This is a genomic window from Nocardiopsis sp. LDBS0036, from assembly GCF_041228755.1.
Classification (GTDB): Bacteria; Actinomycetota; Actinomycetes; order Streptosporangiales; family Streptosporangiaceae; genus Nocardiopsis; species Nocardiopsis dassonvillei.
The window spans coordinates 329,879-343,977 of record NZ_CP141103.1 but is presented as its reverse complement, the minus strand read 5'-3'; the positions used below and the strand labels follow the sequence as shown (position 1 = coordinate 343,977).

General features: G+C 73.2%; 11 protein-coding genes. 2 read left to right on the top strand and 9 right to left on the bottom strand.

Going from position 1 to position 14,099, the window contains the following annotated elements:
• Nucleotides 1-10: 10 nt before the first annotated feature.
• The 8 genes from UIS43_RS01280 to UIS43_RS01245 form a co-directional block, all read right to left on the bottom strand.
• Nucleotides 11-907: a diacylglycerol kinase family protein gene (locus UIS43_RS01280; protein ID WP_013152553.1), complete on the bottom strand. Its 897-nt coding sequence runs from the start codon at nt 905-907 to the stop codon at nt 11-13.
• A 313-nt stretch (nt 908-1,220) separates the two neighbouring features.
• The gene (gene tatA / locus UIS43_RS01275) at nt 1,221-1,508 is read right to left on the bottom strand and encodes a Sec-independent protein translocase subunit TatA (RefSeq protein ID WP_071621852.1); all 288 of its coding nucleotides are present in this window, start codon (nt 1,506-1,508) and stop codon (nt 1,221-1,223) included.
• A 118-nt stretch (nt 1,509-1,626) separates the two neighbouring features.
• Nucleotides 1,627-2,316 carry a response regulator gene (locus UIS43_RS01270; RefSeq protein WP_117197904.1) on the bottom strand — a complete coding sequence of 230 codons (690 nt, stop codon included), beginning with the start codon at nt 2,314-2,316 and terminating at the stop codon, nt 1,627-1,629.
• On the bottom strand, nt 2,313-4,811 hold the full coding sequence (locus UIS43_RS01265) for an ATP-binding protein (RefSeq protein WP_013152550.1): 2,499 nt from the start codon (nt 4,809-4,811) through the stop codon (nt 2,313-2,315). The genes UIS43_RS01270 and UIS43_RS01265 overlap by 4 nt, the downstream gene beginning before the upstream one ends.
• Entirely contained in the window at nt 4,811-5,422 is a 612-nt protein-coding gene (gene kdpC / locus UIS43_RS01260) for a potassium-transporting ATPase subunit KdpC (protein ID WP_358455345.1), read from the bottom strand. Before kdpC ends, UIS43_RS01265 begins: the two co-directional genes overlap by 1 nt.
• Before the next feature lie 28 nt (nt 5,423-5,450).
• The gene (kdpB, locus tag UIS43_RS01255) at nt 5,451-7,622 is read right to left on the bottom strand and encodes a potassium-transporting ATPase subunit KdpB (RefSeq protein ID WP_013152548.1); all 2,172 of its coding nucleotides are present in this window, start codon (nt 7,620-7,622) and stop codon (nt 5,451-5,453) included.
• Nucleotides 7,619-9,289 (bottom strand): potassium-transporting ATPase subunit KdpA, encoded by a 1,671-nt coding sequence (kdpA, locus tag UIS43_RS01250; RefSeq protein ID WP_370012203.1) that lies wholly within the window; start codon nt 9,287-9,289, stop codon nt 7,619-7,621. Before kdpA ends, kdpB begins: the two co-directional genes overlap by 4 nt.
• Entirely contained in the window at nt 9,289-9,378 is a 90-nt protein-coding gene (locus UIS43_RS01245; protein WP_017564843.1) for a potassium-transporting ATPase subunit F, read from the bottom strand. The genes kdpA and UIS43_RS01245 overlap by 1 nt, the downstream gene beginning before the upstream one ends.
• Nucleotides 9,379-10,378: 1,000 nt before the next feature.
• On the opposite strand from UIS43_RS01245, the gene UIS43_RS01240 reads away from it, so the two are divergent.
• Nucleotides 10,379-11,689, top strand: coding sequence for a DUF222 domain-containing protein (locus tag UIS43_RS01240; protein ID WP_370012202.1), 1,311 nt, complete (start codon nt 10,379-10,381; stop codon nt 11,687-11,689).
• A 457-nt stretch (nt 11,690-12,146) separates the two neighbouring features.
• On the opposite strand, the gene UIS43_RS01235 is transcribed toward UIS43_RS01240, so the two are convergent.
• Complete coding sequence (locus tag UIS43_RS01235) at nt 12,147-12,566, bottom strand: hypothetical protein (protein WP_013152544.1); 420 nt, start codon at nt 12,564-12,566, stop codon at nt 12,147-12,149.
• A gap of 545 nt (nt 12,567-13,111) precedes the next feature.
• On the opposite strand from UIS43_RS01235, the gene UIS43_RS01230 reads away from it, so the two are divergent.
• Nucleotides 13,112-14,068, top strand: a complete 957-nt coding sequence (locus tag UIS43_RS01230; protein WP_013152543.1) for a sporulation protein — start codon at nt 13,112-13,114, stop codon at nt 14,066-14,068.
• The last annotated feature ends 31 nt before the right edge of the window (nt 14,069-14,099 follow it).

Below are 14,099 nucleotides of genomic sequence, written 5' to 3'. Positions count from 1 at the left end.
GGCCTCCAGCCTATGAGGTCAGCTCCAACATCTCGACCGCTTTGGGGGTCACCTCGCAGACCAGTGGCGGTTCCCCGACGCGTTCACCGTCGGCGTAGGCGACGCCCGCCGCGCCGCGGATGGTGACGGTGCGCCCGCGTTCGACCACCACCTCGTCGAGGCCGGTGTGGCTGCCGTTGAAGACGCGGGGGAACACGCTCAGGAAGCGGCCGATCGGGGCCTGGCGGACGAAGACCACGTCGAGGAGGCCGTCGTCGGGGACGGCGTCGGGGCACACGTGCATGCCGCCGCCGTAGGCGCTGGTGTTGCCGACCGCGACGAGCATCCCGGGTTCGGCGATGCGGCGCCCGTCCACCTCGATGTCGTAGTCGATGGGGTGGAAGGAGCGCAGCTCGGCCAGGATTCCGGCCACGTACCCCGCGCGGCCGATCCGGTGGCGGAACCCGTTGACGCGCTCATTGACCCGGGCGTCGAAGCCGCAGGCCAGGACGCTGAGGAAGTAGCGCTGCGTGCCGTCGGCCAGGGTCAGGCGCACGGCGTCCGCGGGGCGGGTGCGCCCCCGCAGGACCGCCTCGGCCACGTCCCTGGCCGACCCTCTCGGGCGGCCGAAGGCGCGGGCGATGTCGTTGCCGGTCCCGGTGGGGACCACGGCCAGGGGGACCCCGGTGCCCACCACCGCCTGCAGGGCCTGGTGGACGAGCCCGTCCCCGCCCACGGCCACGAGCGCGTCGGGGCGGTCGGAGGCGGCCAGGCGGGCCATGCGGCGGCTGTCGGCGGCCGAGCGGCCGGTGTAGACGTGCACTCTGGCTCCCGCCTCGCGCAGCGCCTCCTTGAGGCGTACCGCGACGACGGCCGCGCGGCGCCGCCCGGAGTTGGGGTTGACCAGGAGGGCGATGTGTGGGGGCATGGGAGTCCTAGCGGGAACGGGGGCGCGGGGTGCGCCGGAGCGCGCCGTGCCCGGTGCGCTCGTCTCCCGTCGGCCACGGGGGCGGGAACGGCGCACGGCGGTGTGGCTACGGGCTTCCCGAACCGGACCGCGGGCCCGGCCGGGGTACCTGATGGGTCACACTACCCACACCGGCCCCGCCGCCGCACCAGCCGGCCACCAGGTTTCTGGCGGCCCCGTGCGGCGCCCCGCCGCTCCCGCCGAAGGCCCCGGATTTCGGTCATCCCGGATCACGCCCCCGCGCATCCCCGAAGGAAGGGCCCGCGAGGCGGCCTCAGCTCCCGGCGGTGTGGGGCCGCGCGGTGCCGTACTCCTCGGCGGTCATGATCCTGCCCTCCAGCGTCGGCTGCGCGACCGGCTGCTGGGGCTGGGGCTGCGCGGCGGCCCGCTCCGGCTCGGCGGGCCGCGCGCCGTCGGCGTCGTCGTGCATGCCCTTGGTCTCGGCCTTGAGGATGCGGGCGCTGCGGCCCAGGGAGCGCGCCAGGTCCGGGAGCTTCTTGGCTCCGAACAGCAGTAGCGCGATGACCAGGAGGATCAGGATCTCACGTGCCCCGAAACCCATCGTTCTCACTTCCTTCTTCCGCGGCGTGCCCCGTGGCACGGCCTCCTCGGCTCGGGTGCCCGGTCCCCCCGGGTCCACGGCCGCTCAACACAACGATGAACCACGCGTGCGGCGCTTGTCATCCGGGGGGCTGGAAACGGTACCCCATGCCGGGCTCGGTGATGAGGAACCGCGGCGCCTTGGGGTCGGGTTCGAGCTTCTTGCGCAGCTGGGAGACGTACAGGCGCAGGTAACCGGTGTCGGTGACGTGCTCGGACCCCCACACGTCCGCCAGCAGCCTCTGGCGTGTGACGAGCTTCCCGGCGTGGCGCATGAGGATCTCCAGGATGCGCCACTCGGTGGGGGTCAGCCGCACGCCCTCCGCGCCCGAACCGCCCTCGCGGGTCACGGTCCTGGCCGACAGGTCCACGGTCAGCTCCCCCAGCCTGACGAGCGGTTCGGCGTCGCCGCCCGCGCCCCGGCGGGTCAGGGCCCGCACCCGCGCCAGGAACTCGTCGATGGCGAAGGGCTTGGTGACGTAGTCGTCGGCGCCCGCGTCGAGCGCCTGGACCTTGTCCACGGAGTCGGTGCGCCCGGAGACGACGAGGATCGGGGCGCTGGTCCAGCCGCGCAGCCCCTCGATGACCTCCACCCCGTCCAGGTGCGGCATGCCCAGGTCGATCACGTACAGGTCCGGGCGCTGGTCGACGGCGGCGTTGAGGGCGTCGGCGCCGTTGGTGGCGACCACGATGTCGTAGCCGCGGGCGCGCAGGGTCACCCTGAGGGCGCGCAGGATCTGCGGGTCGTCGTCGGCGACGAGGATCCTCACGCGTCCTCCCCAGGGCCGGGGCGCTCGGCCAGGGGCAGGGAGATGACCATGGTCAGCCCGCCGCCGGGGGTGTCCTCGGCGGTGAGCCGCCCGCCCATCCCCTCCACGAACCCCCGGGACAGCGCCAGCCCCAGGCCCAGGCCCGTGGTGTTGTCGGTGTCGCCCAGCCGCTGGAAGGGGACGAAGAGCTGGTCGAGACGGTCCGGGGAGACGCCCGGGCCGTGGTCGATCACCCGGATCTGGGCGGCGGCGCCGAAGGCGCTGGTGGCCACGCGGGCCCCGCGCCCCGGCGGGGAGAAGCGCACGGCGTTGGCCAGGAGGTTGACGATGGCCCGCTGGAGCAGCCCGGCGTCGGCGCGCACGGCGGGCAGGTCGGGGTCCAGTTCCAGGTCCACGTCGGCGGGGCCCAGGCCCAGCTCGTCCAGCGCGGGCAGGATCACCTCGTCCACGTCGGTGTCGTGGGCGGAGACCGCCAGCACGCCCGCCTGGAGTCTGCTGACGTCCAGCAGGTCGGTGACCAGGGCGGTGAGCGTGGCCAGGCTCTCCTCGGCCGTGGCGAGCAGTTCGTCGCGGTCGCCGGGCGACCAGTCCACCCCGGACAGGCGCAGGCTGCTGACCGCGGTGGTCACGGCGGCCAGCGGACGGCGCAGGTCGTGGCTGACCGCGGAGAGCAGGGCGCTCCTGACCTGGTCGTTCTCGGCGAGCGGGCCCACCTCGCTGGCGGTGGCGCGCAGGTCCTGGTGTTCGAGGGCCGCGTCGATCTGGGTGGCGATCACCTCCAGGAGCCGCCGTTCGGAGGCGCCGAGCTCGGCGCCGTGGAGTTCGAGGCTGGCGCGCTCGCCCACGGCCACGACCGTGGGTTCGGCACCGGGCGGGGCCTCGCCCGCGGAGCTGAGGACCGCACCGTCCGAGCGCAGCCGCACCGCGTCCAGGGCGAAGGCCTCGCGGGTGCGGCCGACCAGGGCCCTGAGGGCGTCCTGGCCGCGCAGGACGCTGCCCGCGACGGTGGCGAGCAGCTCGAACTCGGCCCCGGCCCGCTGGGCGGCGCGGGTGCGGCGCGCGGCCTGGTCGACGACGTAGCTGACCAGGACCGCGTTGAGGGCGTACAGGACCAGGGCGCCCAGGTGGACGGGGTGGTCGATCCTGATCTGCAGCACCGGTTCGATGAACAGCAGGTCCAGCGTCACGGCCGACATCACGGCGGTGTAGAGCGCGGGCCAGATGCCGCCGACCAGCGCCACGACCACCACCAGCAGCTGGTAGGTCAGCACGTCCGCGACCAGCGCCTCCGGGCTGCGCTCGGCCGCCAGCATCCAGGTCAGGAGCGGTCCCGCCACGAGCGAGAGCGCGAACCCGGCCAGGCGGCGCCGCAGGCTGAGCGCCCCGCCCAGGCGCGGCAGGGCCGGACCCCTGGCGGCCGCGGCGTGGTTGACCATGTGCACGTCGATGGGGCCCGACTCGCGGATGACGGTCGCGCCGACCCCGGGTCCGGTGAGCGCGGTGAGGAGGCGGCCGCGGCGGCTGATGCCGATGACCAGCTGCGTGGCGTTGACCGCGCGGGCGAACTCCACCAGCGAGCGGGGGATGTCGTCGCCGACCACCTGGTGGAAGGTGCCCCCCAGCCGCTCGGTCAGGACGCGCTGGGCGGCGAGAGCCTCGGGACGGGCGTCGCGCAGGCCCTCCTGGCCGCTGACGTGCAGGGCCAGGAGTTCGCCGCTGCCCGAGCGGGCGGCGATGCGCGCGCCCCGGCGCAGCAGCGTCTCCCCCTCGGGGCCGCCGGTGAGGGCGACCACGACGCGCTCGCGCGCCTCCCAGGTGCTGTCGATGCGGTGTTCGGCCCGGTAGTCCATCAGCGCGCTGTCGACCTCGTCGGCCAGCCAGAGCAGGGCCAGTTCGCGCAGCGCGGTGAGGTTGCCCAGGCGGAAGTAGTTCGACAGGGCGGCGTCGATGCGCTCGGCAGGGTAGACCCGGCCCGCCGCGAGCCGGTCGCGCAGGGCCTGGGGCGCGAGGTCGACCAGCTCGATCTGGTCGGCCGCGCGCAGCACCCGGTCCGGGACGGTCTCGCGCTGGGGCGCCCCGGTGATGCGCTGGACCACGTCGTTGAGGGACTCGATGTGCTGGATGTTGACGGTGGTGATGACGTCCACGCCCGCGGCGCACAGCCGCGCCACGTCCTCCCAGCGCTTGCCGTGGCGCGCGCCGGGGGCGTTGGTGTGGGCGAACTCGTCGACCAGGGCGACCTGCGGCCGCCTGGCCAGGACGGCGTCCAGGTCCATCTCCGTCAGGCCCACGCCCCGGTGGGAGACCGCCGTGCGGGGGACGGTCTCCATCCCGTCGAGCAGGGCGGCGACGGCCTCGCGGCCGTGGGTCTCCACGATGGCGACCACCACGTCGCGGCCCTCGTCGCGCAGGCGCCTGCCCTCCTCCAGCATGGTGTGGGTCTTGCCCACTCCCGGGGCCGCCCCGAGGAAGACCCGCAGCCGTCCCCGCCTCATCAGCTTCCCCACCGGTCGAGCGCGATGTTCAACTCCAGGACGTTGACCCTCTCCTCGCCGAGGAATCCCAGGTCCCGGCCCTCGATACTACGCCCGACCAGGGCCCGCAGCTCCCCCTCGGGCAGGCCGCGCGCCTCGGCCACCCGCGGCACCTGGAGCAGGGCGTACTCGGGGCTGATGTGGGGGTCCAGACCCGAGGCGGACGCGGTCAGGGCGTCCATTGGGACGCGGTCGGGATCCACTCCCTCGAAGGCGGCGACCGCCTCCCGGCGCTCCTCGACCGCCGCGACGAGCCCGGGGTTCTCCGGGCCCAGGTTGCTGCCGCCGGAGGCCCCGGCGTCGTGGCCGTCCCCGGCGGCCGAGGGCCGGGACTGGAACCACTCGGGCAGGGGACGGCCGTCGGAGCCGGTGAAGGACTGGCCGATCAGCGCGGACCCCACGACCGTCCCGTCCGGCGCGCGCAGCAGCGAGCCGTCGGCGCGGGCGGGCATGAGGGTCTGGGCCAGGAGCGTGGCGGCCAGCGGGTAGGCCAGGCCGAGCACGAGGGTCAGGACCAGCACCGCACGGAGGGCGGCGCCGAACTGGCGCAGGATGGCGCGTGTGGAGCTCATGGTGGGTGTTGCCTCCCGTGGGAGCGCGTCAGAATCCGGGGAGGAGGCTGACGACGCGGTCGATCAGTGCGATGCCGGCGAAGGGGGCGACCACGCCGCCCAGGCCGTAGAGGAGCAGGTTGCGGCTCAGGACGCGGGACGCGCTCAGCGGCCGGTGGCGCACGCCGCGCAGGGCGAGCGGGATCAGGACGACGATGACGAGCGCGTTGAACACGACCGCGGACATGACGGCCGAGGCCGGAGAACCCAGCCCCATCACGTTGAGCGCGGCCAGGCCGGGGAAGGCGCCCGCGAACAGCGCGGGGATGACGGCGAAGTACTTGGCGACGTCGTTGGCGATGGAGAAGGTGGTCAGGGCGCCGCGGGTCATGAGCAGCTGCTTGCCGATCCGCACGACGTCGATGAGCTTGGTCGGGTCCGAGTCCAGGTCGACCATGTTCCCGGCCTCCTTGGCGGCGGAGGTGCCGGTGTTCATCGCCACGCCCACGTCCGCTTGGGCCAGGGCCGGGGCGTCGTTGGTGCCGTCGCCGGTCATCGCGACGAGGGCGCCGCCCTCCTGCTCGCGGCGGATGAGGGCGAGCTTGTCCTCGGGGGTGGCCTCGGCGAGGAAGTCGTCCACCCCGGCCTCGGCGGCGATCACCCGGGCCGTCAGCGGGTTGTCGCCGGTGACCATGACGGTGCGGATGCCCATCGCCCCGAGTTCGGCGAACCGTTCGGCGATGCCCTCCTTGACCGCGTCCTTGAGGTGGACCACCCCGAGGACGCGGGCCCCTCCCCCGGGTTCGCGCACGGCGACGGCCAGCGGGGTGCCCCCGCCCTGCGAGACGTCGACGACCAGCGCCTCCAGGTCGGTGCGCACCACGGCGCCGACCGGGCCCTCCTCACCGACCCACGCGGTGACCGCCGAGGCGGCCCCCTTGCGGATGCGGGTGCCGTCGGGCAGGTCCAGGCCGCTCATCCGCGTCCGGGCGGTGAAGGGCACGACCTCGCCCCGGGCCGCCGGGCCGACGTCGGCCCCCCGCGCGGCGGCCAGCTCCACGACGGAGGTGCCCTCGGGCGTGGGGTCGGCCAGGGAGGACAGGGCGGCGGCGCGGACCAGGTCCGCCTCGGGCACGCCCTCCAGTGGCAGGAACGCGCTCGCCCTGCGGTTGCCGTGGGTGATGGTGCCGGTCTTGTCGAGCAACAGGGTGCTCACGTCCCCGGCGGCCTCCACGGCCCGGCCGGACACGGCCAGGACGTTGCGGCGCACGAGCCGGTCCATTCCGGCGATGCCCACGGCCGAGAGCAGGGCGCCGATGGTGGTGGGGACGAGGCACACCAGGAGGGCGACCAGGACGGGCACGCTCACCGGCGCGCCCACGTGGGCGGCGATCGGGCTCAGGGTGAGCGCGACGACCACGAAGACGACCGACAGGCTCGCCAGCAGGATGTTGAGCGCGATCTCGTTGGGGGTGCGCTGGCGCGAGGCGCCCTCGACCAGGGAGATCATCCGGTCCACGAAGGTCTCCCCCGGCCGGGAGGTGACGCGCACCACGATCCGGTCCGAGAGCACCCGGGTGCCGCCGGTCACGGCGCTGCGGTCGCCGCCGGACTCGCGGACCACGGGGGCCGACTCGCCGGTGATCGCCGACTCGTCCACCGAGGCGATGCCCCAGACGACGTCGCCGTCACCGGGGACGAGTCCACCGGCCGAGACCACCACGACGTCGCCGGGGGCCAGCTCGGAGGAGGCGACCGGGTCCGTCACCGCGTGCTCGGCGGAGGGGTCGGCCGCGGGGTCGTAGGCGCGGACCCGGTTGGCCGTGGTGCTGGTGCGCGTGCGGCGCAGGCTGTCGGCCTGGGCCTTGCCGCGCCCCTCGGCCACCGACTCGGCCACGTTCGCGAACAGGACCGTCAGCCACAGCCAGACGGCGATGGCAGCGGTGAACCCGACCGGGACCGGGGAGCCGCCGGAGGGCTCGGGACCGCCGAGGAAGGGCTCGGCGACCGCCAGGACGGTGGTGAGCGCCGCGCCCGCCTCGACGACGAACATGACGGGGTTGTGCCGCATCGACCTGGGGTCGAGCTTGCGCAGCGCGCCGGGCAGGGCCGCGGCGAGCTGGCGGGGGCCGAAGGCCCGCCGGGCGTTCCTCGGGGCGGGACCGTCGCCGGTCGGCCGGTCGGTGTCGGGGGCGTGCGTTGTCAGGGACACGGTGCTCACAGTCCTTCCGCCAGGGGGCCCAGCGCGAGAACGGGGAAGTAGGTCAGGGCGGTCACCAGGACGGTGACGCCCACGAGCAGGCCGACGAACTGCGGCCGGTGGGTGGGCAGGGTCCCCGGTGTGGCGGACACCCTGTCCTGGGCGGCGAGGGAGCCCGCCAGGGCCAGGACGAACACGACGGGCACGAACCGGCCCAACAGCATGGCCACGCCCAGGGCGGTGTTGAACCAGGGGGTGTCGGCGGTCAGCCCCGCGAAGGCGGAGCCGTTGTTGTTGGAGGCCGACGTGAACGCGTACAGCACCTCCGAGAGCCCGTGCGGTCCGGTGTTGAGGAGGGAGGTGGCCACGACGTCGGCGCGCACGGCGGGGACGGCGAAGCTCAGCGCCGTACCGGCCAGCACCAGGGTCGGGGTGACCAGGATGTACAGGCTGGCGAGCTTGATCTCCCGCGGCCCGAGCTTCTTGCCCAGGTACTCGGGGGTGCGCCCGACCAGCAGGCCGCCGACGAACACCGCCAGGACGGCCAGCACGAGCATCCCGTACAGGCCCGAGCCCACACCGCCCGGCGCGACCTCGCCGAGCATCATGTTGACCATGGGCATCATGCCGCCCAGCGCGGTGTAGGAGTCGAACATCGAGTTCACCGCTCCGGTCGAGGTCAGCGTGCTCGCCGACCCGAACAGGGTGGAGGCGTACACGCCGAACCGCTGCTCCTTGCCCTCCCAGGCGCCCCCGGCCGCCTCGGGCGCCGTGCCCGCGCCGTGGGCCTCCAGGAGGGTGAGCGCGGTCAGGGAGACGGTGAACAGGACGGCCATGGCGGCGAGGATCGCGTAGCCCTGCCGGTGGCTGTCCACCATCCGCCCGAAGGCGCGCGGAAGGGTGAACGGGATGATCACCATGAGCAGGACCTGGAACAGGCTGGTCCAGGGCGCCGGGTTCTCGAAGGGGTGCGCCGAGTTGGCGTTGAAGAACCCGCCGCCGTTGGTGCCCAGGATCTTGATGGCCTCCTGGGAGGCCACCGGGCCGCCGGGGACGGTCTGGGTGGCGCCGGTGAGGGTGGTGGCCTCGGTGAAGCCGTTGAGGTTCTGCACCACGCCGCCCGCGACGAGCACCAGTGCGGCCAGCAGGGAGACGGGGAGCAGGAGACGCAGCGTGCCGCGGGTCAGGTCCACCCAGAAGTTGCCGATCGTGCCCGAGCGGCGGCGGGCGAAGCCCCGGACGAGGGCGACGGCGACGGCGATCCCCGTGCTCGCCGACACGAAGTTCTGGACGGCGAGCCCGGCGAACTGGACGGTGTAGCCCAGGGTCAGCTCCGGCGAGTAGGACTGCCAGTTGGTGTTGGTCACGAACGAGGCGGCCGTGTTGAAGGCCAGCCCCTCGGGGACCGGCGGCAGGCCCAGCGCGTGGGGCAGGACGTGCTGGAGGCGCTGGAGCAGGTAGAGCAGGACCAGGCCCACCGCCGAGAAGGCGAGCACGGCGCGCAGGTAGGCGGGCCAGGACTGCTCGGAGCGGGGGTCCACGCCGACCAGGCGGTAGAACCCGCGCTCGATCCGCAGGTCCTTGGGCGAGGTGAAGACCCGGGCCGTGTAGTCGCCCACCGGGCGGTACAGCAGGGCCAGGATCAGGGCGAGGGCGGCGACGGGCAGGGCCGCGAGGAGCACCGTCATCAGAACCACTCCGGTCTGACGAGGGCGCACACGAGGTAGGCGATCGCGGCCACCGCGAGCGCGGCGGCCAGGAGGTCGAGGACGATCACAGCTTCTCGACCCCCCGGCCGATCACGCCCACGAGCGCGAACACGGCGAGGGCGCCGAGGAGGTAGACGGCGTCGAGCACGGTGGAACTCCAGGGAAGGCGCGGACGGGTGCGTCCTCCAGGGCGGAGGACGCGGGTCCCGAAGGACCCGAACCCATGCAAGTCCCCGCGAAAGCGGACGGAGCGCGTCCTAACGGTTTCCATGCGGGCGGGGCGCGAACGCTAACGGAGTCCCTACGCCTCGGCGTCCCGGGGTGGTGAGCGCCGGGATGGGGAGGCCGGGAGGGGCGGGGTGGGGTGCGGCGGGAGGGACCGGAGTGGATCGGATCGGGAGGAGGTCGGGGTGGGGTGGGCCGGGGTGGGTTGGGTCGGGGTGGGTCGGTGGTGCCCGGGTTTTCTAGAGGCGGCTGGTTTTTCCACATGTGGGGGTTGGGGGTGGTCGCGGGTGGGGTGGTGATGGTTTCCTGGAAATAGGGGGGATCCCACCCACGGAGGTTTTGGTGTGCCCTTAAGCGCCCTGTGCTCACGGGGGTAATGAATTGGAGGGCAGGGAGGGGCCGTCTTCAGGGCCCCTCCCTACGCCATTCCTGTCGGGGGTTTCTGGCGGCAACGAAAGCGCGCCAGCTGCCGCGAAAGGGTACGGACGGCGGAGAGCGGTCGGGGCCGGTGAAGGGTTGGGCATCGGACGAACAGCGGCACCAAAGGCGTGAGCGGCCACCGGAGGGCGACCAACGCCCAGGGTGTACGGATGGCCGGGCTCTGCTGCGTCGGCACCAACGGCAAGCAGGCCCTCCAGCCTCGGGCAACGACCCCGGCCCCCGTGGTCAGCGCGGGCGACGATCGCGCCAAGGCTAAGGTGACATTCTGGGCCACATTTTCGGACGCCTTTTGAGTCCGGTCTAATTGTGGCAGAAGAAGCAAAAGCAGTCTCCGGAAAGAAAGTCAGCCATTGATGCTGTGAATAGTGGAGAAATGGCGGACGCTGGCCTATAATAAGAAGCATGGAGATGACGACCGCAGCGCCCGAGGCGGCCCCCGGGGAATGTTCCCCGGCCGTGGCCGCGCTGGCCGGTGCGCGCGAGATCATCCACCAGGCGTTGAACGCCGAGGTGCCACCCGGGGCCGACGAGGCCGCCGCTGAGGAGATCGCGGCGCTGTGGGCGCAGCTGGACCAGATCCGCTATCAGGCGTTGGCACAGATGGCGCGCCTGTACGCACGTGGTGAGGTCGCCCGTTACAGCGGCTACAGCACGTTGGACAAGTGGATCACCCATCGCTGCAAGGTCCCCACTGCCCAGGCCAAGGATTTGGCTCGTTTGGCCCAGCACGTGCAGGAGGAGACGTTGCCCGCCACTGCCCAAGCAGTAGCTGAGGGCAGGGTGGTGTTGGGTGAGGCGGTGGCGATCGCCAAGGCCACTGACAAGGCCGTCCAGACCCGCGATGAGGACCACTTTCCCGATGAGGGGGAGTACCGGGAGGGGTTCGAAGCGGCTCTGGTGGCGGCCAAGGCGGAGCGGCCTGCGTTGTCGGTCAACCAGCTCCAGTCGGTGGCCCGCCAGGTCGCCTACCGTTTGGACCCCCACCGCCTGGACCGCGACCACGAAGCCGCCCATGCCGCCCGTGGACTGACGGTCCATGACACGTTCCAGGGCAGCTACCAACTCCAGGCCTGGGGTGGGTCTGGGGATGCGTTGGTCGTGCGCGCGGCCATCGACACCTTCACCACCCCACCCAGCGAGGACGACACCCGGTCCCGGTCCCAGCGTGAGCACGACGCGCTCATCGCGGCGCTGCGTTTCGCCACCACCCACACCGGATGTGACAACGCTCCGGCTCCGTTGGCGCAGATCCGCATCGTGGTGCCCGTGCAGACCTACCTGGACGCTCAGGGTCAGGAAAGGCCCGCGTTGGACAAGCACGGTCGAGTGATTCCGGTCGGGCTGGTGCACGAACTGGCCGCCGATTCTGAGGTGGTGCGGATGCTCACCGCACCGCCCACCGGACAGGTGCTGGACGTGGGCCACAGCCGCCGCCTGGCCTCAACCCGCCAACGCACCGCCGCCTTCCACGGACACGCCACCTGCGCGCACCCGGGCGGATGCGAAGTGCCAGTCGCCCTCTGTCAAGCCGACCACGTGCAGTCGTTCTCCCGAGGCGGACGCACGGTGGTCGCCAATCTCCAACCGCTGTGCGGGCCGCACAACCGGGCCAAGTACCAACGCGAACTGCGCACACACCACCAAGGACGGCGGCGGGGACGGGGAGGAGACCACCCACCCGGCGGGGAGCCGGATCCACCACCCCGGGAATGACCTCCGGGCACGCCGAACCCCGGCATGCCCGCGCCCGACGGGCGGCCCGGGCCTCGCGCCCACCGTGGTCGCTGCCACCGTCGCCCGCCCCCACCCCGGGGGCCGGTACCGCTGCCCGAGGCCCGACAGCCCCGCTGCCTTTGGCGCCAACGCAGCAAAGCCCCACCACCCCCGAACACCAACCGTTGATCACCCTCCCGCACCACTACGCGGCAGCAGGCGCCGCCACTACCGCCACCACCCGCAACCAGGTCGTTGAGTGGAGCCCCAGACACCCGCCGCCCTCGCTGCCAACGCAGCAAAGCCCCACCACGCGCGAACACCAACCGTTGATCACCCTCCCGCACCACTACGCGGCAGCTGGCGCCACCGCCGGAGCGAGCAACCACACGCGCACAGTAAGCGTTGACCGCCTGCCTCATGCCCGCGATCGCTCCGGGGCGCTCCCCACAATGACCTAGTAGCCGTTCTCCTCGCACCAGTCCGCGATCAGCGATACCGCCTCCTGCGGCTGGTCGGAGTTGTCGTTGTAGATCTGGAGCACCTCCTCGTCGATCGCGGGCGCCGCCGCCACCGCCATCAGGGCGAGCCGCTCCCCGCTCTCCGCGATCTGGACGGCGCCGTCCTCCCGGGCCTGGGCCGCTTCGACGGCTCTGCCGCAGACGTCGGCCGTGGCGTCCGCCTCGGAACCGGCCGCGGCGGACGCGAAGGGCGAGGGGGAAGGGAAAGAGGAAGGAGACGGGGACGGCGTCACCGCCTCCACAGCCGAGGGCGACGGGGAAGAGGAAGGAGCGGCGCCGTCGTCAGCACCTCCGTCGGCACCCGCGCACGCCGTCACCGCCGCGAGCAGGAGGACCGCGATAAGGAATCGCACCATCACGCACCTTCGGGGTCGGGAGGACCGTCCGGGCACGGCTCGCCGAATGCCGTGACCGTGCGCGTCGGGTCGGGTCGGGTCGGGTCGGGTCGGCCACAGGATGGGGACAAGGTTAGGCCCGCCCCACCGTCAGCGCACCCCCTGGCCGCTTCCGGCCAAGGGCTACGGCAGCGAAGCGGGGGCGGGGTGGGGTGCGGCGGGGCAACGCTGCGGCAGGGCAGCCGTGTTGCGGCCCGCCCCAAACGACATCGGCCGGGCCACAGCCGCTCAGTCCTGCCACGGATCTGCCACAGCCCGGCCACGGCGTGGCCCACCGTGGACCTGCGGGACCCGCCGGTCTCACCGGCGCCATCGCCGGGCACCGTTCGCACACTCCCGGCCACACTGCGCACGGGCGCGTTTGCGGACGCCCCCAAAGCCCTCCCCCGGAATCCGGGCCCGGTCCTCGCGGAACCGGCGCGCACCGCGTCCGCGTTGGGCGGGCGACACCAGCGCACCGGCCATCCGCGCGCCGGGGCGCACACGACGCCTCCCGGAAGGAAACCATGGTCTTCAAACGCCTGCTCGCCGCCTTCGGTGACGACGGACCCACCGTCGACACCGTCCTGCCGCACCCCCACACCCGCCCCGGGGACCTGTTGGAGGGCAGCGTCGAGCTCACGGGCGGCGGGAGCCGCACCGAGATCGCCGAGATCGTCCTCGTGCTGGTCGCCCGGACCGAGGACGAGGAGGGGGAGGCCACCGGCGGCGCGGAGTGCACCCGCGTCCCCGTGGCGGCGGGCGTGAGCCTGGACGCCGGGGAGCACCTGTCGATCCCCTTCAGCCACCCCGTCCCCTGGCAGGCGCCCCTCACCGAGGCCGGGGGCTCGCCGCTGCCCGGCGTCCTGGCGGGGCTGCGCACCGAGGTGATCGTCGACGGGGACGCGGACAAGGGCGACCTCGACCGCGTCCACGTCCACCCGCTGCCGATCCAGGACCGCGTGCTGGAGGCGATGCTGCGGCTGGGGGCCGTGTTCGCCGGAGTGCGGGTGGAGGGCTGGCCGGCGCCCGGGCCCCACGAGGAGTCCGCGTTCCTCCAGACCCTGGTGTTCCACCCCGCCGAGCACCACGCGCACGAGGTGGGTGAGGTGGAGGTCCTCTTCGCCGCCGACCCGGCGGGCGTCGGGGTGGGCTTCGTCTTCGACCGCCACGCCGAGGGGTTCTCGGAGGGAGGCGCCCCCAGCTGGTTCCGGGCCGAGCACTCCGAGGCCGACCACACCGACTGGGCGCGGGCGGTGGACGAGTGGATCGGGCAGGCGCTGTACCGGCGCCGCGGGTTCTCCGGGCACGAGGGGGAGTACGGGGAGCAGGGGGGCGGCGGCGTGCTCGGCGCCGTCGGCGGGGTCGCTCTCGGTGTCGCGGGCGGCCTCGCGGCGGGTTACGTGGCGGCCGAGGTCGTGGACGAGATCGGCGACGCGTTCGAGGGCGAGGAGGAGCCCGAGGAGGTGGAAGAGGAGGAGTAGCAACCGGAGGGGGACCGGAGGAGGGGCGGAC